This window comes from Flavitalea antarctica, assembly GCF_054461535.1.
Genome location: NZ_JBTLQG010000034.1, coordinates 21925 through 45990, shown reverse-complemented (window position 1 = coordinate 45990; position 24066 = coordinate 21925). Strand labels below are relative to the sequence as shown.

The following is a 24066-nucleotide window of genomic DNA, read 5'->3' as shown; positions in this document are numbered from 1 at the left end:
ATTGCTGTTTGAGACGGCAAAATTAAGCTTTAATGACGAAGTCTGTTACCGGAAACTGTTAATCATGCTTTTATTCAGCGCATTGGGCCCCCAATAACCCGGCACGATGATCCGGCGGATGGTATAAAGCGGATCCTCCGAATCACGGGGAGTAGCCAGTTGAAAAGCCGCGATAAAACCGCGCTTCCGGAGCTCAGGAATAGCTTTTTGGTTCCATAACCCAAATGGATATGCGAAATACTTAACCGGTTTACCGGTTATGGCAGAAAGTTGCCTGGTCGGTTTGTCTATCTGTGTGGCCCAATCTGCTTCCTCGTAAAGTTTCACATTGCGATGATCCCAGGTATGCGACCCGATTTCATGACCTTCGTCGGCCAGCGCCTTAACCTGTTCCTTAGTCATATAGTTGGGACGGTTCAGTGATACTGTCATGATGAAGAATACACCTTTAAAGCCGTATTTTTTCATCTCGGGTAAAGCCACGGTGTATTGTTCCAGATCAGTATCATCGAAAGTCAGCATGACTGGTTTGGCAGGCAGAGGAGTATTGGTTGCGAGGTAATTAAATAACTGGTCAGGGAGAATGGTTTGATAACCGCTGTCAGCAAGCATCTTCAACTGTTGCCTGAATGCTTCAACCGGCACTATATAATCTTTGGCCCGGGCTGATGTTTTTGCTGTCCAGTCTTTTATATGATGATAACACAGTACAGGTACCTGCTTCCTTGCGATGATTGTTGCCGCATCGGCTATCGAATTTGCATTTACGGTAACAATCCCGGAATCGGCTGCCGTAGTGCTATTGCCATCGGCTACCTTTTTTGAGTCCTTATTGCTTTCGCCATCACCTGTTTCACCACTTTTTACTTTCAGTGATGAGGGGACGGCGCTTGAAGCGTTAAGATCAGGTTTTACATCGCATCCGATGGTAAAAATAGCAGCATTGATTACCACGATGTAGGGTAATACACGTAACGACACGGCAGTTTTCATAGAATAATCCGAAGAAATGTTTGGTGTAGGGTATATGAATTGGTTACTTCAGTAGAACGGGAAATGCTTTTGGATATTGCAGGGATTTATAGCTATCCAGGGCAAATAACGGGCGCAGGGAACAAGCACATCAGATCATCGAAGCCGCAGCTTCACCACTATTGATCGCGCCCTCCATAAAGCCCTGCCAGTCTGCGAGATGTTCACCCGCAAACAAGGTGTGTAAAAAAGGCTCTTTCAAAACAGGCATCAGGCGAAACCACTGGCCCGGCGCGTAAAGGGCATAACTGCCACGGGAATATTCATCTTCTCCCCAATAATAATTCAACTGTTTTTCGAGTAGTGGTTTTACGTTTCCGAAAGCTGGTTGCAGGGAAAGCTGAACGGTATCCGTTCGCCACGAATCAGCCTGCCTCGAAACAACATCTGCCTTATCGCCCACGGTATAGGAAATCAACACTCCTTTTTCAGCTTTCTGGTTTTTCGTGGCATGATAAAAATAATGGGCCGAGCTATCAGTGATCATATCGAAATCTTCGTCCTGCCAGAAGCGCCTGCTGAATAGTAAAGGATTCTTATTGATCCGGGCATATTGCAGTTCATTCATGGCAGCTACTTTCATCGCCGGAAGGCCCGGTTGCCAGTTAATTTTCTGAGCAGCAAAAGTTGGTACTGTGCAAATGATCTTATCCGCTTTAAAAACTTCGCCATTTTTACAAATCACTTCCACCCCTGCTTTTCCTTCTGCCTGGATAACCTTGTCGACCGTATGGTTATAGAGAATTTTATCGGCACCCAGCTCTTCAGCCATTTTCAGCGGAAGCCGGCTATTACCACCTTTGATTTTGAAATCCATTTCATTTTTCTCACTGCTTTCAGCGTATTCAGCCATTGCGGCATAGGCCGAAACATGCCTGATGCTTTCACCGAAATCGGTACTATCAAACAATTCTCTTAAGTCGAGATCGCGCCCCTCGCATCCGTTCTGTACCAGATATCGCCACCAGTCCATGCCGTCAAGTACCAGCTTATCTGCGTCACTCATCTGGCCATAATTAGTAAGCATCTGGCTAAACTGCTTTCTCCACCCTTCAGAATATTCCCATTCATTTTTCTTAAAATACCTTCCGCGATAGATAAGATGTGTATCAAACTGGTTGTTGATCAATCCGAGCTTGTACTCATCACAGAGCGCGAGTAAGCGCTGGTGTGAGGATCCGATCCATTCAGCACCCAGTTCGATGTTTAGATCATCCATCGCATCCATCTGGTATGAATACACTCTTCCGCCAACTCTTTTCCTGGCTTCCAGGATGACATAACCGATGTTTTTTTCTTTCAGTTTTTTTGCGGCAGAAAGACCGGCAAGGCCGGCTCCTATAATAATTACTTTTTTTTGCCGGATCAGGGAGAATATAGCCTTGCTTTGAGTGGTCAGTAGCAGTGACGCTCCTGCAAGCCCTGCCTGTTTTAAAAATGTACGCCGGGTTGACATAATCGGGGTTGGTTGTATTAAATGGTTGGGTTAAGTGGTGACAAGTGCAAATTTGCTTTGCTGGCCGATTGTATATTAATTATTTTTGTGAATGGTATGATTAAGTTAGTATGCAGCCGAAAGATTATTACAAAATACTGAACGTCCCCCCTACTGCCGGAACTGATGAAATCCGGAAAGCCTTCCGGAATCTCGCATTAAAATACCACCCCGACAGGAATAATGGCGACCGGTACAAGGAAGCAATGTTCAGGGAAGTACAGGAAGCTTACGAAACTTTATCAGACAAAAAAAGCCGGGAAGAATATAATTATAAACGGTGGTATACAAGAAGCCTCGGAAGAAACTTCAGTGAGGAAGCTATTACACCCCTGCAAATACAGGCCGAGGCAGGAAAGCTGGCAAATTATGTGTCAACAATTAATCACCATCATATAGATTATGATCTGCTGAGCAAAAGGATACGCAATATACTTTCCATAGAAAAAATTGATATTCTCCTGCATTTCAATGAAACCGGCATTAACGAAAAGATCATTCGTTTGCTGTTGCAATGCTGCGATCCACTGCCTGCCCGGTACGTTGAACCGATATGTTTATTGATGGTCAAAATATCGGGTTCGGACAATTCGCTGATCAGTGAGATCAAAGATTACAGCGAGGCCAGGCTTGCCCGTGAATACTGGCAAAAGCGTAAAGGATGGCTGGTTCTCCTTTGTACCCTGATCATATGCTGGCTGATGTATGTGTATGCCTCTTAGTGATTTATCACGCGGCTCCGGGTACCCTATTTCTAACTTGTTACCAGCCATGCCGGATCATAAGAATCTGGCGCCCTGAACTTTGGGTCCCCAGGGCAAAATATATGACAACTGCTTGTATAATAATGGCTTGAATAAGATGAGCCTAATTCAAATATTAGCCGTATATTTGCACCTTATTTTAATACCAATTATTTTTACAATGGACAAAAAACAAGGCACCGTTAAGTTTTTCAATACTGAAAAAGGCTTCGGTTTTATTAAGCATGACGATTCTAACCAGGAAACATTTGTACACGCAAGTGGTTTGATTGATCAAATCAAAGAAGGTGACAAAGTTGAGTTTGACGTACAGAATGGCAAAAAAGGTTTGAATGCTGTTAATGTAAAACTGATCTGATATATCTGATCTTTTTGCACAAAATTCACCGGGCCGCAATTTGATTGCGGCCTTTTTTTGTGTCCGCCTGTTATCATTCCTGATAAAACTGTAATTTGATCGCAATTAATATTTTAACGGTAAAGCTTCTAAATTCGAGCTCATATGAAATTGCTTATTTCCTTTACAATATTTATCATGGCAAACCTGGATCTCATCGCACAGGATTATTTCCTCTTTACGGGCACTTATACAAAAGGGCAATCCAAAGGAATTTATCTTAATAAGTTTAATGGTAATACAGGTGCGATAACACCTGTGTCAATTACACCAGGCATTGAAAATCCATCTTACCTGGCCATTTCGAACAATGGCAAATTTGTTTATGCTGTAGTTGAAAATGGTGGCGATAAACCAGGGGAAGTGAGCGCATTTTCCTTTGACAGAACAAAAGGCGAACTGACCTTACTTAACAAGCAGAAATCTTCGGGTGACCATCCTTGTTATGTAGCGGTCGACCGCAACAATAAATGGCTGTTCGCCGCAAATTATTCAGGAGGTAGTCTTGCTGCTTTTCCAATCCAGGCTGATGGCTCTATCGGGCCAATGGCACAGTTGATCCAGCATACCGGGAAAGGAACTGAGCCAAGGCAGGAAAAACCGCATGTCCACTCAGCCAACTTCACGCCTGATCAGAAGTACATACTGGCACCTGATCTTGGTCTCGACAAGGTTATGATCTACAAATTCACGCCATCCGCAACGCAGCCCCTGAGCCACGGTGCAGATTCTTTTTTCAGCACCAAACCCGGCAGCGGGCCGAGACATTTGTCATTCCATCCATCCAAACCATGGGTATATGTAATAGAAGAGTTATCCGGAACCGTTTCAGCGTGGTCATATAAAGGCACTAAATACAGCCCGATCCAAAATATCAGCAGCCATCCTGCAGGTTTCCAGGGAAGTAAGGGATCGGCGGATATACATACCAGTCCGGATGGCAGGTTCTTATACGCCACCAACCGCGGAGATGCAAATAGCATTGCAGTTTTTGCTATCGACAGCAAGACTGGAAAATTGACTTTAAAAGGCGTTCAGAGTACTGAAGGAAAACATCCCAGAAATTTTACTATAGACCCCTCGGGGAAATTTTTATTGGTTGCCAATCGTGACTCCAATAACATCGTGGTGTTTTCCATCAACCGCCAGACGGGCTTATTAACCATGATCGGCAAACCTTATTCCGGACCCGAACCGGTATTCCTCGGCCTTCTTAAATAAAATCTGCCGCCGGCATATCAGTCGGCAAATTCAACAAAAAGTTTGCAGCCTTCCCCCGGTGCCGAGGTGAGTTTCATTTTTCCATTGAAGATCTCAAGCCGGTTGCGGATATTGGTAAGTCCCATTCCGAACTTGTTGGTGGCAGGGTCAAAGCCAACTCCATTATCGGTAATGATCAGCTGAATGGCATGTGGCAGTTGTTTCAATTCTATCAGAACATGGTCCGCCTGCGAATGTTTGATAATGTTTGTCAGCTGTTCCTGGAGTATCCTGTATAACACCAGCTGCTTGCTGGAAGTTATTTCCGCTTCATCAATGGGGTCATTCTGAAACGTGAACTTAATGTTTTTTGCAACCGTAATGGTTTCGGCAAGATCACGGATGGACTCCACCAGTCCGAGGTCACTCAGCGTAGGAGGAATCAGGGATCTGGAAAGTGCACGGATCTCTTCTATAACAGTCTTCAGGTGAATCGAACTTTTCTTTAATAAGGCCTCCTGTTCCGACTTATTATTCAGGGCATGTTCAATATACAGTCTCACGACTCCGAGCAGCTGATTTATATTATCATGCAACTCCTCCCCCAGCTTTTTTCTTTCAGCTTCAGCCGCCTGCAGTATACCTTTGGCCATTTCATTTTTGTGCAGCAGTTTCTCTGAAATCAGTTGTTGCTGAAGGGCTCTCTGGGTGGTAACGTCCTGCATGGCACCGATCAGGCGCACGGGTTTGTTTTTCTGATCACGTATGATCACCCCGCGATCGAAAATGGTTTTGTACTTTCCGTTCTTGCATTTAAAACGATATTCGTCCTTCCAGAATGTGCCGCTGGTTTCCAATATGTTATCGATGGTTTCAAGCACCCTTGCCTCGTCTTCAGGGTGAAGGTTTGTGCGCCACCAGGTATAGTTATCCTTCAATTCCTCAGAACTGTATCCAAACATTTCCTGTAAGGTGCGGTTTGTGTACGATTCGTGTGTGAGGAGATCAATATCCCAGACCGCATCATTAGTTGCCATGCCCAGCATGTTGAACCTGGTCAGCGCCTCATCTTTATACTTATTTGCTTTTAATATTCTTGAATTTAACTTGTTACTTACCAGGTAGATAAAAATGGCGGAAGCAAGCACAAAAATCACCCCTTTGAGGCTTTGCATTCTTGAATTCAGTTCAATATCCCCACGTGTAAAACTCATGAGCAAAGCATCGGAGAAGAAAATCCAGATTATTCCAAAAAGTAAAAAAACCAAAGCCAGAATTAAAGAAGACGATAGTCTGAACCTCATAGTGTTAACGGTTAATTGTCTAATATCTGTAAAATTTAAGATATAAGGCAAAATTCGCGATAAAATTCCATTGGCGGTTGTTTCGAATCGTGATATCATATCTTTGCAACATGCATTATGTTTCTATTGAAGGTTTGAGCAAATCGTTTGGAGTCAAACCACTTTTTGATAATATTTCATTTCACATCGAGGAGGGCGACAAGATCGCATTGGTCGCAAGAAATGGTAGTGGCAAGTCTACCCTGATGAAGATAATGGCGGGGAAAGAAACTGCCGAAAAAGGTACTGTCTGGATCCATAAAGATGTAACGGTTGCTCTTTTCGAGCAGGAACCATCCTTCCGGGAAGACTGGACGATCCTTGATAATATTTTCAGTCATAATCACCCGGTTATCAACGCTATTAAAGAGTTTGAACTGTATAGTGAAGAGGAGGATGTAGACAAGTTGGGTGATGCCATTGTAAAGATGGATGAACTTAACGCCTGGGATTTTGACACCAAGGTAAAACAGATCCTCGGCAAACTGAATATTCATCACCTGCACCAGATGGTCGGGAGTTTGTCAGGTGGTCAGCGAAAACGCGTTGCCCTCGCAAAAACACTCATTGATATTGGTTTCGAACATAAACATGTCTTACTGATTATGGATGAGCCAACCAACCATCTTGACGTGGAAATGGTGGAGTGGCTCGAGCATTATCTGAACCAGGAAAAGGTAACGTTGCTGCTGGTGACCCATGATCGTTATTTCCTTGACGCGGTGTGTAATGAGATCCTGGAAATTGATAACGGTAACCTTTATGTTTATAAGGGAGACTATGAAAATTACCTGGAAAAAAAATCAGCACGGATTGACAGTGAGTCGTCCAGTATAGATAAGGCCAAAAATCTATACCGGAAAGAGCTTGAATGGATGCGCAAACAGCCGAAAGCAAGGACCACAAAATCAAAAAGCCGGCAGGATAATTTTTACGAGGTTGAAAAGCAGGCCAAACAAAAAATTGAAAACAACCAGGTTGAACTTCAGCTGAAGATGACCCGGCTCGGCGGTAAAGTAGCGGAGCTGAAAAAGCTATATAAGAGCTATGGTGAAAAGACCATTCTGAAAGGCATGGACTACACATTCAAAAGGGGTGAACGTGTAGGTATAGTGGGTAAAAATGGTGTGGGTAAAAGTACATTTACCAATATCCTGCAGGGTATTGAACAACCCGATAGCGGCAAGGTAAACATTGGTGATACCATTGTATTCGGAAACTATTCGCAAACGGGCCTGGTGGTGAAAGAAGATGTCAGGGTGATTGAATATGTAAAAGACATTGCCGAACACTTTCCTTTGGCTAACGGGGGAACGCTGAGTGCTGCCCAGTTTCTTAATTTATTTCTTTTCCCGCCCGAGCAACAGTATACTTATATCTCGAAGTTGAGTGGTGGTGAAAAACGGAGGCTGCACCTGTTATCCGTTTTATTCAGAAATCCTAACTTTCTTATACTTGATGAGCCGACCAATGATCTCGATCTACCAACGCTCGGTGTTCTCGAAAACTTTCTGACCGAGTTCCAGGGTTGCCTCATGATCGTGTCACATGACCGGTATTTTATGGACAGGCTTGTTGATCACCTTTTAGTGTTTGAAGGCGATGGCGTAATCAGGGATTTCCCCGGTAACTATACACAGTATCGTTTATCATTAAAGGACCAGGAAGCATCAACACCGAAGAATCAATACCTCGTAAACAGCCCTGCCGAAGAAGCTAAACCAGAGAAGCCAACAGAGGAAAAGAAAAAACTCAGCTATAAGGAAAAGAGAGAATTTGAAATGTTGCAGAACGAAATATCGGCCCTCGAAAAGGAAAAGGCTGATGCAACAGATAAGATGAACAGCGGGAACCTTCCATTCGCGGAGTTGCAATCACTCTCACAGAAAGTTGCAGAGATCACTGCACTGATTGATGAAAAAGAACTGCGTTGGCTCGAGTTGAGTGACATGTAAAATCAAACATTCCATATCAATCAATCAAATAATCTAAACTAAACAATGAGAAAAATTATCCTGCTCTGTTGTGCATTTGTGCCATTGACACTGTTGGCTCAAAGCACTGCTAAGGCTGTAAAAGTAGCCAACCCTGTGCCCTATGCAAACAGTATCACGCCAGAGGATCTTAAAAAGCATCTTTACATAGTTGCCGGCAAAGAAATGGAAGGAAGAGGAACCGCAACAGCAGGTGAAAGAAAAGCAGCTGCTTACATCGAAAGCCATTTTAAAGCGCTTGGTTTGCTTCCCGGCAATAAGGATGGTTACCAGTTGTACTGGCCGGTATTCCAGGATTCAATCATCAGCAGCAGCCTTGAAGTGAATGGAAAGACTTTCGCGGCAGACAAAGATTTCACGGTTAATCCAAACATGGCCTATTCTGCAACGATGTCATCATCTGAGGTTGTTTTTGTTGGTTATGGTTTGTCTGACTCAACCAAAGACGACTATAAAGGGGTAGATGTAAAAGGTAAGATCGTGCTGGTATTACCAGGTGGAACCCCTTCCGGCACTTCCGCCCGCAGACCAGCTGCGTTTTTTATACAGGAGGCTGCATCCAAAAACGGTGCAGCAGCAGTGTTGCTGGTGCAAACGAATTTTCCAAGGCCCGCAGGTTCAAAGCTTGGTCAGCAATATACAAATGGATTCAGGAAAACCATCTATCCCAATACATTTACTATTTCAGAAGGCATAGCTGAAGCGATCATGGGAGCAGATTATAAAACTGTGAAAGAAACTATCAAGGCTGGGAATGCCCCTGCAAAAACCTATACTGCAAACGTTACACTTGACTTTGCAAAAAAAACCTCGAGTGTCCAGAGCAGCAATGTGATCGGATATGTTGAAGGAAGCGATAAACGTGATGAGTTTGTATTCATTACTTCGCATTATGATCACCTGGGCAAAAGAGACTCAGTGATTTATTATGGAGCTGATGATGATGGCTCCGGCACTGTCAGTGTACTTGAACTTGCCGAAGCTTTTGCAAAAGCGAAAGCAGAAGGAAAAGGTCCCAGGAGAAGTGTTGTATTTATGACCGTCTCCGGCGAAGAGAGAGGGCTTTGGGGATCGGCGTTTTACGGAGATAACCCAACCTTCCCATTGGAGAAAACTACAGTTGACCTTAACATAGACATGATAGGAAGAACAGATCCGGAGCGCAAAGGAGATTCATCAAACTATGTTTATGTAGTTGGCGATGATAAGTTAAGTACTGATCTGAGACCAATCAGTGAAGGGATGAATAAGAAGTACGCGAAAATGGAACTCGATTACAAATTCAATGATCCCAATGATCGTCAGCAGATCTACTATCGCAGCGACCATTATAACTTTGCAAGGAAAGGTGTTCCGATCATATTTTACTTTGATGGGATACATGCTGATTACCACAAGCCAAGTGATACACCGGATAAAATAAATTATACGTTAATGACCAAACGCGCAAGATTTATTTTTCATACTGCTTGGGATATGGCAAATCGGAATGATATGTTGAAGCGTGATCTGAAGCTGAACATGCCTGGCAGAAACTAACCAGTAAATAAAAAAAGCGTGGTTGTTCAACTGAGAACAACCACGCTTTTTTTATTGCTGGCGGTAATGGTTTAACTGCCGAACACCTTTTTCAGAATATCATTAACTCTTGCAGCTGGATTTTTCCTTATGCTTTGTTCCTCAAGAGCAACCTGGTAAAACATTCCGCCCAATGCACGGCCGGTTACGTAATTTGACAGATCAGTGTTAACCTTTTTGGTAAGGGGTATTTTATTGTATGCTTCAAAAACGGCAGCCCAGTATTTAGTTGCGCCTGTTTTCTCAAGCGCGCCGTCAATTACAGGTTTGAAGGCATTTGTTAATGGAGCCCATGTTTTACTTTTCAGATAAGTAGTAGCGGCAGAATCATTTCCCTTCAGTATACCCAGTGCATCCTGTACATTCATGCCCTTAATGGCATCGACAAAGATAGGTGCTGCAGATTTAGAGGCTTCTTCTGCTGCGCGGTTCATTGAGAGGATTGCATCATCGACCAGTTTACCCAGTCCCGCACTACGCAGGGTTGCTTCCACTTTCTTTGCTTCATCAGGCATCAGTACTTTGATGGCAGCATTTCCCATAAAACCATTTAATGCAGAAAGCTTGCTTGCGCTATTTTGGGCACCTACAGAAAGAGCTTCCTTTAAACCGCGAACGATATCTTCATTACTGAGCCCAGAACCAGACTTTCCTTTTCCAAGCAGCCCACCGGCCTTTTTGAGCAATCCGCCACTTTCCTGTCCAAATGTTAATACTGAGGTAAGTAAGAGAAGAGGTAAAAACAAACGTTTCATAGATGAATTTTATATTAATAAATAACGGACCAGTTCTTCAGAATGTTTTCATTCGGGAACCGGATCCTGAGCCAGACGATTAATCGGGCAGCTTAGTGGTAAGGATAACGCACGAATGCTCAAAAAATTTGTTAATGCTTGTTATTTCTGTATTGGATTATTTTGCCAGGCGAAATCATCGGTTCTCGGCATTTCATTGAAAGTTTTGAAAACGGCTTCGGGCGGTGTTGCAAGCCTCCGGCGATTCAGGTCTATCCACGCTCCATCAACGGTAATTACAGCCGCAAGGATGTTGTCATTTTTGATGATGTTATGTTTGATCGTCCACCTGGCGAAATTTGTCCCGGCACTGGCAAGGCGCAGGTCTATTTGTAATTTATCGCCGAGTCTTACCTCTTTCCTGAATATGCACTCTTCCCGGAACAAAATGGGGCCTATACTGTGCTCTGCCATGAACGTAGGCGTGAGACCCTGGGAGTTGAGAAAGGAGATCCTGCAAAATGCGCCGTAATCATAATAAACGGAATGTCGAAGATGCAGGTTCGGATCGAGGTCTGACCACCTTACATCTAAGGGCTGACTATATAACTCCATAGTAATTAACGTAATTGGGTATGTAATAACGTTTGTATAGACAAACATCGGGGTAAAAGTTCTAAATTAATCTATAATTAATGTTTATGTTTTGCGTTATTTGGACATTCGGCACTGAAATAGTACCGGTTCACCTAATTTTGCGTTTCAAAAAATATCTGTATGAAATTGTTGATGTCTATCGGTCTCTGTTGTTTTATTACCATGCAACTTTCAGCCCAGGCCACGAAGAAACCCGTGACAAGTACAAAACCGCCTGCTGCCAAACCTGCACAAAAAGCCCCGGTTAAAAAGGTGGCGACTACCACTTCAGTGCTCAGGAATTCGATAGATTCATTCAGTTATGCAGTTGGATTGAGCCTTGCCAGTTTTTATAAAGAACAGGGAGTGGAAAATATCAACAGTTCACTCGTTGTCAAAGCAATAAATGATGTTAAGGCAGGAAAGCAGCTGATAAGTGAAGAGCAGGTCAACAATTGCATCATGGGGTATATGCAGGTAGCAAAATCAGCTAAAGCCTCAGGCAATAAAAAAGAAGGTGAAGTCTTTTTAAGCGAGAACAAGAAAAAGCAAGGTGTTACCACTACTGCCAGCGGACTTCAATATAGCATTATCACTGAAGGCACAGGGCCTAAGCCGACAGCCGATGACCAGGTTAAAGTACATTATCACGGGACCTTACTTGACGGGACTATTTTCGATAGCTCCGTGCAGCGTGGTGAACCGATCGTACTCGGACTTCGCAATGTGATAGCGGGATGGACGGAAGCTTTGCAGCTTATGCCTGTCGGAAGCAAATGGAAATTGTACTTGCCTTCTGATCTTGCTTACGGTGATATGGGATCGGGACCGGTAATCAAACCCGGCGCAACACTGGTATTCGAAGTTGAATTACTTGAGATAGTCAAATAGTTTAATCAGCTCCACCATTAAAGGTGCAAAGCAACGAAAACAGGAATAATCAAGGGTTCATCACCCTGGTTGTTCCTGTTTTTGTTTCCATGATTTCCATTTTTGCATCTACCCTGCCAGGTCCTCATTTACTGATATACTTTCGATGAACATGCGGACTTCTTCTTTTGTCCTGTTCATTTTTTTTGACAGCCTTTCCAATAGTTCATCTTCTTTTCCCTCCTCGTACTCGAGGTCTTCATCCGTAATGGAAATATCTGCTTCCTTGATTTTGGATTTCACATCATCCCAATCCGAACCGAGTGATAGTTTTGTATGTTCCATAACTGGTAGTTTGAAATACTACAGCAATAAGGGTACCATCGGGAGAGTATTGAGCTAATGCTTAATTGCCGTGATCAGGGGCGGACCCAAAAAAAAGCGGGAAGCTTTAACGCTCCCCGCCTGTTATTTTGTTCTCGTTAGCCCCCTTGTATTACTACGGTGACTTAAGTCATAACTTTCTGCTCATTTGTACAACTGATCATAATACTCAGCCGCCATCCTGCCAGACTCAAATTCAAGCCTGACATCACGCATACCGTTTTTGGCAACCTGTCTCCAGGTTTCATAATTATCATAATAAAGCGGCAATATTTCCTTTTCGAGAATATTGTAAATTTCATCGAGATCATATTGATCCTGCTCATGAACGCTCATTGCTGCATAATTAGCCTGGGGCACTACGAAACCATTATTTCCATGATGAACGAATTCCGGTATCCAACCATCGTCAGTTGAGAAATTTACACTGCCATTCATCGCAGCGGTCATTCCACTTGTTCCTGATGCTTCGCGTGGCACACGGGGATTGTTTAACCAGAGATCAGAGGCCTGTTTAAGACGCTTCGACAGCGTAAGTTCATAACCGATCAGAACAGCAACATTTTTATCATTTTTGCTGAGGTGCACGAGGTGGTTAAAATCATTGATGGCCGGATAGTCCATTGGATATGGCTTTCCTGCCCAGATGATCTGCACCGGGTACTTTGGATTGTTCAGGAGCTTTTCAAAACGCTGCTTATCGCGGGTGATCAGTTCTGCACGTTTGTATCCCGCAAACCTTCTTGCCCAAACGATGGTAAAAACATTTGGGTTCATCAACTTTCCTGTCTGATCAGCGACAATTTCGAAGGCCCTTCTCTTCAGGTATTTCTTACGGTCATCCCACCAATGATCATTGCTCTCATCAGACGCACGATATAATTGTTTGTCTGCCCAATAATTCCAGTTCTGACTATTTGTAATAGATATGATGGGACAAATATCCTTATACTTGCTCCACATCGCTCTCGATACTTCACCATGAAGTTTTGAAACACCGTTAGCAAGATGTGCAAATCTCAGCGCAACCAATGAATGATTGAACTGATCATCCTGCAAGCCCGTGATCTTTCTTACTTCATCAAGGCCTATACCGCAGAAGTAACTCATCTTTTCACAAAGATGTATATCGTGTTTTTCATTGCCGGCTTCTTCCGGGGTATGAGTAGTGAATACCAATCTCTTTTTCACGTCTTCGACAGTGCCAAACTTCTTATAAAGATAAAACACCGCAGAAACGCCATGGGCTTCGTTCAGATGATATAATTCCGGACTGAACCCTATTTCATCCATTAATTTCGCACCACCAACTCCCAGCAGGATAAACTGTGCAACTTTGGTTGCCACGTTAGCATCGTAAAGGCGGTGAGTGATAGTCTGAGATACGTAATCGTTTTCCGGAAGATCTGTACTCAGCAGGAATAATGGAGCGCTGCGAAAAGTGTCAGGATTAAGATAAAACACTTTTACCCAAACCGGGTGATCGTGTATGCTGATCTGGAACTTGATGCCTGTATCTTCAAGATAGCTATGAGCTTTTTCCATCCAGGTCACCTGTAATGTCTGGTCCTGGTTCCGGGCCTGGTCGTAGTATCCATATTTCCACAGGATACCGATGCCCACCAGGTTCTGCTTCAATTCGTATGCACTCCTAAGGTGTGATCCCGATAAAAAACCAAGACCTCCGCTATAAATTTTTAAGGGTTGGTGAATGGCGAATTCCATTGAGAAATAGGCAACCCTTTTTGCATAACGCGGATCTGCCTGGTAAGGCACTTTAAAGTTTCTGAAACTCATAATAATAATATAACATTGAATTTATGACTGCCCTGCCATCTAAGGTTTTTCTGCAGGGCTGCAATATAACGGTAAAATTCCATTTGGATTGCCTGAAACAGGCAGGCGTATAGGCACTATCGGGCGGATTTCTTCTTGTCTGTTGCCTTGTCTGTTGCCTTCGGTTCTTTCTTCTTCGGATATTTGCCATCGAAGAAGCATTTGATATCGCGGTAAGATCCGCATCCCTCCATTTCTTTCATCGTAACGATATTGCCTTTGAAATCAAACTGGATCGTGCATGGATTACCACTTTCCTTAAACTGGGCCACAGTTGGTGCTATAAATCGTGCCTCCCCCTTCAGCTCGCCATTACATGTACCGTTATCCTTTTCAAAGTGGACGAAAAAAGCAATGTGCGAAGGATCTTTGCCGTCACGGATGGAAATGAAATTGGTTTTATTCATTACATAGTCACCCGAAACTTTATTGCTTTTCGGTAATGTATCGATCGGGTTGATAACATTTTCAATAATGTCTTCGTTGGGCTCCGTCAGTATCAGCATAAATGAATTCGCGCTGTTATTGTAGATATAGATGTTTTTCTTGTAGCCCGTTTCCTTATTGGATTTTGTAATCTCCCGGTAAGTGGTGATCTGAAATTTTTTATCGAGGGAGCCGTAAGCGTTTTTATAATTATCAAACCCGCTCTTTAAAATTGGCATGGCTGCGAGGAACCTGCTATCACGGTCGAAAGTTGCCAGGTAGGCAACTCTCTTTTTGCCCTGGACCGCTTTAATAAAAAGATAGGTCTCTTTGTTTTTCTCGGTTATTCTCGCCAGTGGGTATAAGAGGGGTTTGGCGGTTTTGCCAAAATCATTCGCAAGAATGGAGTCGGGCACAAACTGGGAGAAGATAGTATTGCCAATGCGCATACTATCGTTTTCTTTCTTTAAGAGGCTGGTATCGGCCACCGTATATGGTAACTGGGCTGGCGGAAAGAATTCGATGAAATCGGATACTTCAAGCTCCTCGCCATCTTTAAGTGAAGTCTTTTTCTGTTTGCAGGCAATCAGCAAAAACAAAAACGGCAGCAGAACAATGTATTTTTTCATACTTGATTAAGATCAACGTGAAATCTACCACCCGGTCGATCAGTTATTGATTATGCAAATCCGGTGCCGGGTTGACCAGGCAATATACATCCTGTTCCTGAAAGTGTCCAATAGCGCGGGGATTGATCTCTCCCATTGATCGCTGAAAAAGACGAGGTATCACAAAACCCCAAAACGGGGAATATGAAATCCGAAAAAAATATTTAGATTTGTCTAAAATAAATTTTAGTTGATTTGAAATACTCCAGTTCCAAAGAAAATTATGTAAAGGCGATTTTTCATCTCCAGGAGGTTCATGGACTTGTAACCACTAATGCCCTTGCGAATGAATTGCTCACCCGGGCGGCTTCTGTGACGGATATGCTTAAAAAACTTAAAAATCAGAAGCTGCTGATTTACGAGAAATATAAAGGGTTCAAATTGACCCAGGAGGGCCGGAAAATTGCGCTTCAGATCGTCAGAAAACACCGGTTGTGGGAATATTTCCTGGTGGAGAAACTACATTTTGGCTGGGACGAAGTACATGAAATTGCTGAAGAACTGGAACATATCAGCAGCGTTGCGCTGGTAGACAGGCTGGATGAATTTCTGGGCTTCCCCAAGTCGGATCCTCATGGAGATCCGATCCCTGACAGCCAGGGAAGGCTGATCGCGAGGGTCCAGGTCGATCTGCTTCAATTGCCTGTAAAAAAGTCTGCGCGCGTCAGCAGTATAGGTGACCAGTCACCGGAGATGCTCGATCTGCTTACCCATAAAAACATTGGCATCGGTACAAAGCTGGAGGTCCAGAAAAAATTTGTGTTTGATAATTCAATTGAAGTAAGACTGGAACTTAGTGCGAAAGAAATGAAAGCCTTAAGTTCAGAGCCTGATGGTGGCAAAACAAGTAAAAAACAAATAAATAACCGGCCCCTCGTTACTATCAGTGAGCACGTGGCTAAAAATGTATTTGTAACCTATGAGGAATAATTTAAATCATGACAACTCACTCAGTGAGGTTCATGGTTCCGTTGATGTTGAAAAACATGGTAGCCGGTTCAAAAAGATCCTTTCTTTTTTTGGGCCCGCCTATCTGATCAGTGTTGGTTATATGGACCCGGGCAACTGGGCCACCGACCTGGCAGGTGGAAGTAAATTCGGTTACACATTACTGTGGGTACTCCTGATGAGTAACCTGATGGCTTTGTTGCTTCAGAGTTTATCCGCCAGGCTTGGTATCGTGAGAGGGCGCGACCTTGCCCAGGCTAACAGGGAAGCATACCCGAAAGGTGTAAACTTTTTTTTATACATACTGGCGGAGGTCGCAATTGCAGCTACAGATATGGCTGAGGTGCTCGGCATGGCAATAGGTATATATCTCCTCACTGATCTTCCCCTGATCTGGGGCGTTGCCATAACAGTGCTTGATACGTTCCTGCTTTTGTTTCTGCAACGGCTGGGAATGCGAAAGATGGAAGTATTTATTATTGGCCTTGTGGCCGTGGTTGGCTTATCTTTTCTTGTTGAGATTTTGCTGGCTAAGCCGGACCTCAGCGAAGTTGTCACCGGCTTTATCCCGAAGATTCCAAATGAAGAAGCTTTATACATTGCCATTGGTATTATCGGGGCAACCGTGATGCCACATAACTTATATCTTCATTCCGCGCTTGTTCAAACGAGAAAGATCAATAAAACCAGCAAGGGTATAAGGCAGGCCCTTAAATGGAATTTTATAGACCTCACCGTTGCGCTTAATCTTGCATTCCTTGTTAATGCAGCTATCCTCGTGCTGGCGGCAACAACATTTTATAAAAATGGGCAAACGGATGTTGCAGAGATAAAGGAAGCCCACCGGCTGTTAAAAGGATTTCTGGGTTCGGACCTTGCCCCCAAATTATTTGCCATTGCACTCATTGCGGCAGGTCAGAGTTCCACCGTTACCGGAACCCTGGCGGGCCAGATCGTTATGGAAGGCTACCTGCGGCTTCGGATAAATCCATGGGTCAGGAGATTACTGACAAGGTTGCTCGCCATTGTCCCCGCAATCATCGTTATATATATTTTCGGGGAAAATGAAGTCGACAACCTGCTTATCCTGAGCCAGGTTATCCTGAGCATGCAACTTGGCTTTGCCATAATTCCATTGATCCATTTTGTGAGTGACAGGAAGACCATGGGTGAATTCACCATCAAGCCAGTCGTTAAAATTGCTGCGTGGCTGATTGCCGCCATCCTGATCTATCTCAACGTGCGGATGGTTGGAAATGAAGCCGCATCATTTTTCAGTTCTTCTGATAGTATTATCTGGAAGGCGGTGATCATCGCAGGCGGTCTTGGATTTCTTGTGTTACTGATGTACACCATTATTTATCCTCTTTTTTACAAAAGACCGCCAGCTTCCATACAGGTACACGCGGAGATCACCGGCCTTAAGAACCTGGTTATCCCCACCTACCATAAAATAGCGGTTGCGCTTGACTTCAGTGAAAATGATGCCGGCATTATGGCGGCCGCGATCGGTCAGAATATGAAAGATGCTGAAATCCTGCTGATCCATGTAGTGGAAAGCGCTTCCGCAAAATTACTTGGTTCGGAGAGCGATGATTTTGAATCAAGACAGGATATTGTCAATATGGAGTTGTATGTGCGGGAACTTAAGGAGAAGGGTTATAATGTTTATAGCAGGATCGGCTTCAGGCATCGTACTAAGGAGATTGTAAGGATCGTGAAAGAAGAGAAAGCAGACATGCTGGTGATCGGGGCACATGGCCACAGCGGGATCAAAGACTTTATCTATGGTGAAACGATCAATGCGGTGAGGCACGGCCTCACAATACCCGTACTTGTAGTAAGGTTATAAATCTATTTCTGGTTGCGGATCAGGTGCTTCAGCCGGCTGAATGTTTCCGGCTTGATGTTAAGATAGGAAGCGAGGATTTTCTGGGGCACCCTTTGAAGCATATGCGGGTGATTGTTCACGTAGTCAAGGAATTTTTCCCTGGTAGTTTTGCCAATCTGGTTAAAATACCTTGAATCCTTTTTGATAAACATCTGGGTGATCATAGCCCGGCCCAGGCTTTCTGCTATGGGTATGTCGTTGAGTATTGTCTGTACACTATCATAGGTCATGGAGACAAGTATAGTTGGCTCAATAGTTTCAAGTTTTACGGGGGAGGGAGAACGGGTATGGAAGGAGATTTCAGACTGAATAATATGACCCTCTGTGGCCAGTTGCAAGGTGACATCATTTTTACCAGATAACACGAACTTTCTTACCAGGCCTTCTACTACTACATTAAGATGATCTTCAACTTCGCCCTCGTCGAGGATGAGTTCTTTTTTTGCAAATCTCCGGAACTTAAAATATGGTCTGAAAAGATCAAATTCTTCCCTGGAGAGCGAGCCTATACGGGTATGAATATATTGGAATATAAATTCCAGGTATTTCTGCTCATTTTCCGGGCCCCGCATAAAGAGTATTTTAGGCAATGTTGCTGGATGTTTTCTTTTGGAGCAGATGTTTTAATCTGCTGAAGGTTTCTGGTTTGATATTCAGGTAAGAAGCAAGGTATTTTTGAGGCACACGCTGGAAAAGATCATAATTGCCCGATACAAATCTTACAAATCGCTCGCGGGTTGAAAAGCAGATCCGTTCAAGTTCCCATCTTTCCTTGTCAAGAAATAGTTCAGTGATAATTAACCGTCCAAGCTTCTCCCATCGCTGGTCCAGTTTATAAAATGCTTCTATCTGTGCCTTTGATATGGATATAAATGTGGTTGGTTCAATAGTTTCCACTACATAGATGGATTCTTGCTGAGACAGGAAGGATACGGAAGAATTGATCAGTTCGCCCTCTTTGGCCAGTTGAGTAATGATTTCTTCGCCTTCTTTATAAAAATACTTTCGCGCAAGGCCTTTTACCACGAAGTGTATGTAGTTTTCGACCTCACCGATTTCGAGCAGCTTTACTTTTTTATCACAGGTCCTTACCTCAAAGGTCTCCGCCAAAGCATTCCATTCTTCAGGCGTTAAGGTCAAAAACCTCCCAATATATTCCTTGATCCTTGAAACCATGTTTGCAATTTATCGTTTCTTGCAGATAATCGGATTTTTACTGGGGTTTTTACGCAAAGGATTCGTCGGGGCACCGATTAGGAATATTTTAAATCACCCATGAATATATTTAATTATTCGATTGTATCCATGTTTTCAACAAACTAATATAAAAGTATTCATAAAAACAATATCGGGGTAAACTCTTATCCAGTTCCCCGACTCCATGGCAAATTTTTGTAATCTATCCGGGAGGTGATATTACGGTGTATCCTGCAATATACCTAACCTTTGGATGCCGGATGTCCCAGGCCATTGAAAAACAGCTGGCAAAAAGTAAAATTAACGTAGGTTTGCAGACTTTATTTTTATTAAAAATCGAAGACCGATGCCAAAAAAAATTACAGTAGCAAATCCGGTAGTGGAACTGGATGGCGATGAAATGACAAGAATAATCTGGAAATTTATCAAGGACAAGCTGATTTTGCCTTACATCGAGGTAGATATCAAATACTACGACCTGGGTATTGAATACCGGGATCAGACCAATGACCAGGTTACCATTGACTCCGCGAATGCAATCAGGCAGTATGGTGTTGGTATCAAATGTGCCACCATCACCCCGGATGAGGCCCGGGTGGAAGAATTCAGCCTTAAGCAAATGTGGAAATCACCCAACGGTACTATCCGGAATATTCTTGACGGCACAGTATTTCGTGAGCCTATCGTCATTAACAATATTCCAAGGCTGGTTACCAACTGGACGGCACCGATCATTGTCGGACGTCATGCCTTCGGCGATCAGTACAGGGCAACAGATACCGTAATTAAAGGCAAGGGTAAACTCACAATGACATTCACCCCTGAAGGCGGGGGCGAACCACAGACTTTTGAAGTTTATAATTTCAAGGGAGATGGAGTGGCGATGAGTATGTATAATACGGATGAAAGCATCATCGGATTTGCACGCAGTTGCTTTAATATTGCGCTTGCAAAAAAATGGCCCTTGTATCTCTCGACAAAAAATACCATCCTCAAGAAATATGATGGAAGATTCAAAGATATTTTTGAAGATATATTCCAGTCGGAATTTAAGACCAGATTTGATGAAGCAGGGATCGTATACGAGCATCGTCTGATTGATGACATGGTGGCGAGTGCCCTCAAATGGAATGGCAACTTTGTCTGGGCATGTAAAAATTATGACGGCGACGTTCAGAGCGATACAGTGGCCCAGGGTTTCGGATCTTTAGGACTTATGACCTCTGTACTGGTTACACCCGATGGTAAAACAATGGAGGCAGAAGCTGCGCATGGTACTGTCACCAGGCACTTCAGGGATCACCAGGCTGGAAAACCAACTTCTACAAATCCGATCGCGTCAATTTTCGCATGGACCCGTGGTCTTGCCTTCCGCGGTAAACTGGATGGCAACCAGGAGTTGATCGACTTTTGTAACGCACTTGAGGCAGTTTGTATTGAAACTGTTGAGAGCGGAAAGATGACAAAGGATCTGGCCGTATGTATTCATGGAAATAAGGTGAAACACGGAGAACACTTCCTCTACACAGAAGAGTTCCTCGAAGCGATCGACGAAAATCTTAAGAAGAAAGTCAATCTTTAAATATAATAATAACGGCTTGTGCTTTTAAGCGTTGCTTAAAGGCCGGCGCTAATTGCTTGACCCGGATCAGATCATGATCCGGGTTTTTCATTGCCTTATGGTAGTGAAAATACACCTCAGATCTCCTCTAAACACGGTTGGATAAGCTGACTCCCAAAGTAATTTTATTGGGCGATCGAATAGCATAGCTGTTTAAGTTTAGCTGATCGAAGCGAAGCGTGTAAAAATACTGCGGCTGGTAACCGCAATGGCTTGCCAGGCCAGCAGCAACCAACTGCAAACGGGCAAAGGATCGGTAGAGCCAGGAGGGATGAATACTGTATGCCCTGTGTGAAGTTTGCGCTTCATACTCAAGACGAGTAATTTGGAAATTTATTAAATCTGAAAACATGCAACATGTTGAACTGCAAAAAATGGGATTGATGGAGCTCGGATACGATGAGTGCGAGCAGGTGGATGGAGGTAGTATCTGGAAAATTATCTTCACAGAAGCTATCAGGCATGCTGATGAAATAATCAGTGGTTTTAAAAAAGGATACAATAACGAAAATCTTTAAATCTGTTTTTATGAACAAACATCATCGTGGATTAAGTGAAGGGCTCATGCCCCTGGAGGTTTCAGAAATGGAGGAAATCAATGGTGGTGCCACATTCTGGGAATGGGCGGGATGGGTCGCCGGGCAAACCGTAAGGTGTTTTGAGGAAGTTACGAGGACTGCAGCCGAGTACCAGGCTTCGTTACCTGCAAACCTGAAGAAGTAGTAATATATAGGCTGCTCCGGCAGCCTATACTTAAAATCCCTGTAATCACCAAGGTGTAATACACAGCTCAGCCTATTTATAACTGGCTACATTGAAGAAAGGTTGTTTTATGATAAGGGTTAGCCAACACTTCAGTTTTCTTATAAATAAGCTGGCAACATACCGGTTGATCATTATCCTCCTGTTTGCCCTGATCTTCCAGCTTGCTATCATGTTTATTATTTCGGTTTTCATTGTTCGGGATCATCCGGGTGGTTTTGAATACAGGTCGGTTGCGGAACATTTTGTCACAGTTGTGATTGTGGCCCCCGTTATTGAAACTTATATTTTTCAGCACGGAATTATTAACCTGACATTGCGTACAATCAGATCAGACAGGTTGATCGCGGTTTTATTATCCGCTACCGGATTCGCGCTGACGCACATTTACTCTCTACCTTATATAGTAGTCACATTTTTTATCGGCTTTCTCTATGCAACTCTATACCTGGTTTTCGTGGAAAAGAATGTGGAGGCCTTCTGGTGGGTTACATTAACACATTCCATGTATAATCTATGTGCATTTGTATTGAACAGCTTAAGTCCAAACCAGCATTGATCATGGTGCGAAAGTTACAAGGAGTTAATATCCGCTTCATGCACCTGGTAAAAAGATTATCCCTGCAAAGACCGGTGATGTTGTTTATATTTTTTCTTGCGGTGAATATAACGGGCCAGTTATCTATTTTATATTTTTTGCCTACGGACACTGAACATGCCGCAGCGGGAGATCCCGTTTGGAAACAACTATTGATTACGATCATAGCCGGGCCCATCATTGAGACGCTTATTTTTCAATTGTTTCTTATTCGTGTAATTCTTAAAAAATTAACTGTGATCGAGATACTTGCAGTCTTATTTTCCGCCATCCTGTTTGGATTATGGCACAGCACCAATATAACCTTTATGGCAGCGGGTTTTATATCAGGACTCACCTTAGGAACATTGTATTTTGTATTCAGGCGAAAGGAAATGTCGCCCTTTATTTACCTGTCATTATTCCACGGTGGCTTCAATCTTGTTGCCATGTTAGTAAACAATTTTATCCTGACCTCTTCTCCCTGAACAGGCAAAAATGGAAATGATACAATCCGGTCGGACAACAACCCAGCATCGAGGTAACAACTATAACAAACCTGCATGCCTTCATCTTCATTACCCCAGGTCGATTTAATAAATCATTTATCGTACAAAAATGCGAACGCTATATATTGGGCCATTATCATCATGGTAGCTCTTGTCATACTGCTGTTGCCAATTATAAGTGTAGACGTTTCAGTGAAGGCTCCCGGCATTATTCGTCCCGAATCTGAAAGAACATTTATTCGCTCAAGGATACCCGGGATCATCGAAAGGTTATACCGAACTGAAGGTCAGTTTGTCGAAAAAGACAGCGTGATCCTGACACTGAAAGACAACATTACGCAAACTAAGCTACAGAGTATTGAATACGAACTGGGGCAAAAAACCAAATTCATAGAAGACCTCGAATTGCTTACGGGTTTCGGAAAAACAGAAAGGATAAGCATGCTCAGCCTTTCCACACCCTTATACCAAACACAGTTGGGCCGTTACGTTTTTCAAATAAAGGACCAGGCAGCATCGATTAATAAAGTTAAAAAGGAATTGCGATCTGATAGTTTGTTGCTGGCCGACAAAGTAATTTCCAAAAACGAATACTTTAATAAAGATATTGAATCCCAAAAAATGCTGGCTGCATTTGAAGCATTCAGGGATGAACAAATCGGTATCTGGCAACAACAACTTTCACAATTCAAATCGGAAGTCTCTCAGCTCCGGGCGAGGAAAAAACAGGCACTCGGGGAAAAGGAATGTTTTGAGATCCGTGCCCCGGTTTCAGGCATCATCATGGGCCTCGCCTCAAAGTATGTGGGCGGCGATGTAGTGGCAGGCGAATCGTTGTGTGAATTGTCGCCCGAAACCAAACTAATAGCTGAATGCATGGTGCCCACAAAAGACGCCGGTTTTTTAAGACCTAACCAGCCCGTACATTTCCAGGTGGAGGCTTTTGATCATAATTATTTTGGCATCATCCGGGGCCAGGTGATAAGTATCGATAATGACTATACGATACTTGAAAACATCCCGGTGTTCAGGGTGCGATGCAAACTCAATCAACAATCAATGAAGCTTAAAAATGGTTATAGTGGCCATCTGAAGAAAGGTCTCAGGCTTCAGGCAAGGTTTATCATTGCCCGGAGAACCATAGCCCAGTTGCTATTTGACAAAGTTGAGGATTGGCTGAACCCTGTAGCTTTCTGAAGTGACA

Annotated in this window: 24 protein-coding genes; 14 read left to right on the top strand and 10 right to left on the bottom strand. The window is 43.4% G+C overall.

Annotated features, from left to right (window positions below; all coding sequences use genetic code 11):
- Positions 1–45 precede the first annotated feature (45 nt).
- On the bottom strand, positions 46–993 hold the full coding sequence (locus ACX0G7_RS22215) for a polysaccharide deacetylase family protein (RefSeq protein ID WP_458925725.1): 948 nt from the start codon (positions 991–993) through the stop codon (positions 46–48).
- Between the two features lie 130 nt (positions 994–1123).
- Positions 1124–2488, bottom strand: coding sequence for a flavin monoamine oxidase family protein (locus tag ACX0G7_RS22210; RefSeq protein ID WP_458925724.1), 1365 nt, complete (start codon positions 2486–2488; stop codon positions 1124–1126).
- A gap of 110 nt (positions 2489–2598) precedes the next feature.
- Here ACX0G7_RS22210 and ACX0G7_RS22205 point away from each other — a divergent pair, with 110 nt between their 5' ends.
- The 3 genes from ACX0G7_RS22205 to ACX0G7_RS22195 all read left to right on the top strand — a co-directional run bounded on the left by ACX0G7_RS22205 (position 2599) and on the right by ACX0G7_RS22195 (position 4909).
- Positions 2599–3249 (top strand): J domain-containing protein, encoded by a 651-nt coding sequence (locus tag ACX0G7_RS22205; protein ID WP_458925723.1) that lies wholly within the window; start codon positions 2599–2601, stop codon positions 3247–3249.
- A 202-nt stretch (positions 3250–3451) separates the two neighbouring features.
- Positions 3452–3649 (top strand): cold-shock protein, encoded by a 198-nt coding sequence (locus ACX0G7_RS22200; RefSeq protein ID WP_458925722.1) that lies wholly within the window; start codon positions 3452–3454, stop codon positions 3647–3649.
- Between the two features lie 144 nt (positions 3650–3793).
- Entirely contained in the window at positions 3794–4909 is a 1116-nt protein-coding gene (locus tag ACX0G7_RS22195) for a lactonase family protein (protein ID WP_458925721.1), read from the top strand.
- Positions 4910–4926: 17 nt separating this feature from the next.
- Here the strand turns inward: ACX0G7_RS22195 and ACX0G7_RS22190 are convergent, their stop codons facing one another.
- Entirely contained in the window at positions 4927–6192 is a 1266-nt protein-coding gene (locus ACX0G7_RS22190; RefSeq protein ID WP_458925720.1) for a sensor histidine kinase, read from the bottom strand.
- Positions 6193–6302: 110 nt separating this feature from the next.
- On the opposite strand from ACX0G7_RS22190, the gene ACX0G7_RS22185 reads away from it, so the two are divergent.
- Both ACX0G7_RS22185 and ACX0G7_RS22180 read left to right on the top strand, forming a co-directional pair.
- Positions 6303–8186: an ABC-F family ATP-binding cassette domain-containing protein gene (locus ACX0G7_RS22185; RefSeq protein WP_458925719.1), complete on the top strand. Its 1884-nt coding sequence runs from the start codon at positions 6303–6305 to the stop codon at positions 8184–8186.
- 45 nt (positions 8187–8231) lie between these two features.
- Positions 8232–9764 (top strand): M28 family peptidase, encoded by a 1533-nt coding sequence (locus ACX0G7_RS22180; RefSeq protein WP_458925718.1) that lies wholly within the window; start codon positions 8232–8234, stop codon positions 9762–9764.
- A gap of 71 nt (positions 9765–9835) precedes the next feature.
- Here ACX0G7_RS22180 and ACX0G7_RS22175 read toward each other — a convergent pair whose 3' ends face one another.
- Positions 9836–10558: a DUF4197 domain-containing protein gene (locus tag ACX0G7_RS22175; RefSeq protein WP_458925717.1), complete on the bottom strand. Its 723-nt coding sequence runs from the start codon at positions 10556–10558 to the stop codon at positions 9836–9838.
- Positions 10559–10699: 141 nt separating this feature from the next.
- Positions 10700–11152: an acyl-CoA thioesterase gene (locus ACX0G7_RS22170; RefSeq protein ID WP_458925716.1), complete on the bottom strand. Its 453-nt coding sequence runs from the start codon at positions 11150–11152 to the stop codon at positions 10700–10702.
- Positions 11153–11314: 162 nt separating this feature from the next.
- Here ACX0G7_RS22170 and ACX0G7_RS22165 point away from each other — a divergent pair, with 162 nt between their 5' ends.
- On the top strand, positions 11315–12064 hold the full coding sequence (locus tag ACX0G7_RS22165; RefSeq protein ID WP_458925715.1) for an FKBP-type peptidyl-prolyl cis-trans isomerase: 750 nt from the start codon (positions 11315–11317) through the stop codon (positions 12062–12064).
- Positions 12065–12172: 108 nt separating this feature from the next.
- On the opposite strand, the gene ACX0G7_RS22160 is transcribed toward ACX0G7_RS22165, so the two are convergent.
- From ACX0G7_RS22160 to ACX0G7_RS22150, 3 genes are all read right to left on the bottom strand, one after another.
- Positions 12173–12388 (bottom strand): CsbD family protein, encoded by a 216-nt coding sequence (locus tag ACX0G7_RS22160; RefSeq protein ID WP_458925714.1) that lies wholly within the window; start codon positions 12386–12388, stop codon positions 12173–12175.
- Positions 12389–12571: 183 nt separating this feature from the next.
- Positions 12572–14224, bottom strand: coding sequence for an alpha-glucan family phosphorylase (glgP, locus tag ACX0G7_RS22155; RefSeq protein ID WP_458925713.1), 1653 nt, complete (start codon positions 14222–14224; stop codon positions 12572–12574).
- A 116-nt stretch (positions 14225–14340) separates the two neighbouring features.
- The gene (locus ACX0G7_RS22150; RefSeq protein WP_458925712.1) at positions 14341–15318 is read right to left on the bottom strand and encodes a hypothetical protein; all 978 of its coding nucleotides are present in this window, start codon (positions 15316–15318) and stop codon (positions 14341–14343) included.
- 234 nt (positions 15319–15552) lie between these two features.
- Here ACX0G7_RS22150 and ACX0G7_RS22145 point away from each other — a divergent pair, with 234 nt between their 5' ends.
- Complete coding sequence (locus ACX0G7_RS22145; protein ID WP_458925711.1) at positions 15553–16287, top strand: metal-dependent transcriptional regulator; 735 nt, start codon at positions 15553–15555, stop codon at positions 16285–16287.
- Positions 16277–18157 (top strand): Nramp family divalent metal transporter, encoded by a 1881-nt coding sequence (locus ACX0G7_RS22140; protein ID WP_458925710.1) that lies wholly within the window; start codon positions 16277–16279, stop codon positions 18155–18157. Before ACX0G7_RS22145 ends, ACX0G7_RS22140 begins: the two co-directional genes overlap by 11 nt.
- Before the next feature lie 2 nt (positions 18158–18159).
- On the opposite strand, the gene ACX0G7_RS22135 is transcribed toward ACX0G7_RS22140, so the two are convergent.
- Entirely contained in the window at positions 18160–18768 is a 609-nt protein-coding gene (locus ACX0G7_RS22135; RefSeq protein ID WP_458925709.1) for a Crp/Fnr family transcriptional regulator, read from the bottom strand.
- Positions 18769–18778: 10 nt separating this feature from the next.
- Entirely contained in the window at positions 18779–19372 is a 594-nt protein-coding gene (locus ACX0G7_RS22130) for a Crp/Fnr family transcriptional regulator (protein WP_458925708.1), read from the bottom strand.
- Between the two features lie 367 nt (positions 19373–19739).
- Here ACX0G7_RS22130 and ACX0G7_RS22125 point away from each other — a divergent pair, with 367 nt between their 5' ends.
- From ACX0G7_RS22125 to ACX0G7_RS22100, 6 genes are all read left to right on the top strand, one after another.
- Positions 19740–20975 carry an isocitrate dehydrogenase (NADP(+)) gene (locus ACX0G7_RS22125; protein ID WP_458925707.1) on the top strand — a complete coding sequence of 412 codons (1236 nt, stop codon included), beginning with the start codon at positions 19740–19742 and terminating at the stop codon, positions 20973–20975.
- Positions 20976–21364: 389 nt separating this feature from the next.
- On the top strand, positions 21365–21532 hold the full coding sequence (locus ACX0G7_RS22120; RefSeq protein ID WP_458925706.1) for a hypothetical protein: 168 nt from the start codon (positions 21365–21367) through the stop codon (positions 21530–21532).
- A gap of 10 nt (positions 21533–21542) precedes the next feature.
- Positions 21543–21737 carry a hypothetical protein gene (locus ACX0G7_RS22115; protein WP_458925705.1) on the top strand — a complete coding sequence of 65 codons (195 nt, stop codon included), beginning with the start codon at positions 21543–21545 and terminating at the stop codon, positions 21735–21737.
- A 109-nt stretch (positions 21738–21846) separates the two neighbouring features.
- Positions 21847–22335 (top strand): CPBP family intramembrane glutamic endopeptidase, encoded by a 489-nt coding sequence (locus ACX0G7_RS22110; protein WP_458925704.1) that lies wholly within the window; start codon positions 21847–21849, stop codon positions 22333–22335.
- 2 nt (positions 22336–22337) lie between these two features.
- Positions 22338–22841 carry a CPBP family intramembrane glutamic endopeptidase gene (locus ACX0G7_RS22105; protein ID WP_458925703.1) on the top strand — a complete coding sequence of 168 codons (504 nt, stop codon included), beginning with the start codon at positions 22338–22340 and terminating at the stop codon, positions 22839–22841.
- Between the two features lie 75 nt (positions 22842–22916).
- The gene (locus tag ACX0G7_RS22100; RefSeq protein WP_458925702.1) at positions 22917–24059 is read left to right on the top strand and encodes an HlyD family secretion protein; all 1143 of its coding nucleotides are present in this window, start codon (positions 22917–22919) and stop codon (positions 24057–24059) included.
- The last annotated feature ends 7 nt before the right edge of the window (positions 24060–24066 follow it).